The 1516-nt window shown below is 65.6% G+C and carries 1 protein-coding gene; it reads left to right on the top strand.

Annotation, left to right across the window (positions count from 1 at the left end; all coding sequences use genetic code 11):
- Positions 1-109: 109 nt before the first annotated feature.
- Entirely contained in the window at positions 110-1192 is a 1083-nt protein-coding gene (locus tag ACZ7HQ_RS45410; RefSeq protein WP_243316601.1) for a barstar family protein, read from the top strand.
- Positions 1193-1516: the final 324 nt, after the last annotated feature.

The following is a 1516-nucleotide window of genomic DNA, read 5'->3' as shown; positions in this document are numbered from 1 at the left end:
TTGGTGGCCGACCCGTGAAGACACAGCCCCTCGGGCACGGGCCGGTCGACGACCAACTGTCTTGAGGCACTGCCCAGGAAGTGCCTCGCCGTGGAAATCTGGTCCCGGCATGATTCCCACCGTGCATGAAGACAAGAGCCATCGCAGGCGCGTGCGATACACGCTGGCTGATGAGGAACACGGGCATGTTTGGGGCGTCTGCGCCGAGGTGGAAGGGCTGTTCGGGGAACCGCAGCGGGGGACGTACGAGCTGTTCGGCTGGGTTGCGCAGGCTGAAGCGCGTGGTTGGCTCGGGAACCGAGTGTGGCTGGTGCCGGACGATGAGACGCTGGACCCCTGGTTGCTGGAGGATGCGGAGAGCATAGGCCAGCCCCTGAAGACAGACAGTCTCGTCATCACTGGCTTGGACGACTACGAAGGCCCACCCGAAGGACACAGGGGCCGAGTACGCATACACGACGGGCGCTGCTGGCTGGGCTCCTGTCGAGAATTCGCCCGCGTTCTGCCGCCCGAGCAGTTGCAGACCCCGCTTGTCCTGCGGGGACTCGCCCTGGGTGAACAACTGCGAGCAAGGCTGATGAAGGGCACCCGGAGGGCGCTGGACCTGGAGCTGGCCACCCTGCTGATACAGGACGACCGAGGCGTGCCGCTGACCGAACGCCGGCTCTGGGCCAGAGCCAGCGCGTGGCGCCCATCCTCCTCCGGGACGGACCGGATCGACCTGGAGCTCGACGGAGAGCTCTTCACCCCGGTTCCCGAATACGCCCGGCCCATCTGGGAGCGGTGGTTCACCGGTCCGCCGAGTACAAAGGGCGCATGGGCCAACCTCGACACCAGGCGCCGCGGGGCCTGGCTCGAGCTTGTCCGGGAGCATGCCCGCCGTGATCGGCCGGCCGGTCATGCCTACGAACTCGACGGCCGACACGTCACTGACGAACCGGGTCTCTACCTGGCGCTCGGTGAGGCAGTGAACGGGGCGGGGGGCTACTTCGGCGGCGGTCTCGGTGCAGTGGATGACTGCCTGGGTGGCACTTTCGGCTACACCGCCCCGGCAACGCTGCTCCGGCGGGACGCTGCGACCGCCCGCAACCACCTGTCCCAGACCCTGACACCTGACGGCGAGCTCTACGACCTGTTCGGTGTGATCCTCGAGATCTTGGCCGAGGGCGGCATGCACGTCACCTTGGCTTGATCGACGATCGGCGGACTGGGCCACCCCGCTACCAGAGCGACGGCAGCCGTCCCTAGCCCCGTGACGTGCGTGCACGACCTGGGCGCCCGTACTTCTACGGCGGGCCCGGGGGAGCTTCGGGGGTGTGGACTTGACCTTGTCGGTGGCCTACTGATGCCCGAGCCAGTAGAAGCTATCCGAGCAAGAGCCAACTAGATACTCAATACGGACAGTTGCCCTCTTAGGGCTCTATGCCTCAGATGGTCACCTGAGGCTATATAGGGCATATAAGTATGAACATGTTAAGTTCCTCCCTGATCATGAGACCGCACGGTCACCGAGGCG

The sequence above is a fragment of the Streptomyces sp. NPDC037290 genome, from assembly GCF_055603245.1.
Note: the sequence above shows the minus strand (reverse complement) of the source record. Positions and strands in the feature narration are given on the sequence as shown.

Coding starts and splice junctions, on each gene's coding strand:
- ACZ7HQ_RS45410 (WP_243316601.1), top strand. CDS start 110: ATGATTCCCACCGTGCATGAAGACAAGAGCCATCGCAGGCGCGTGCGA.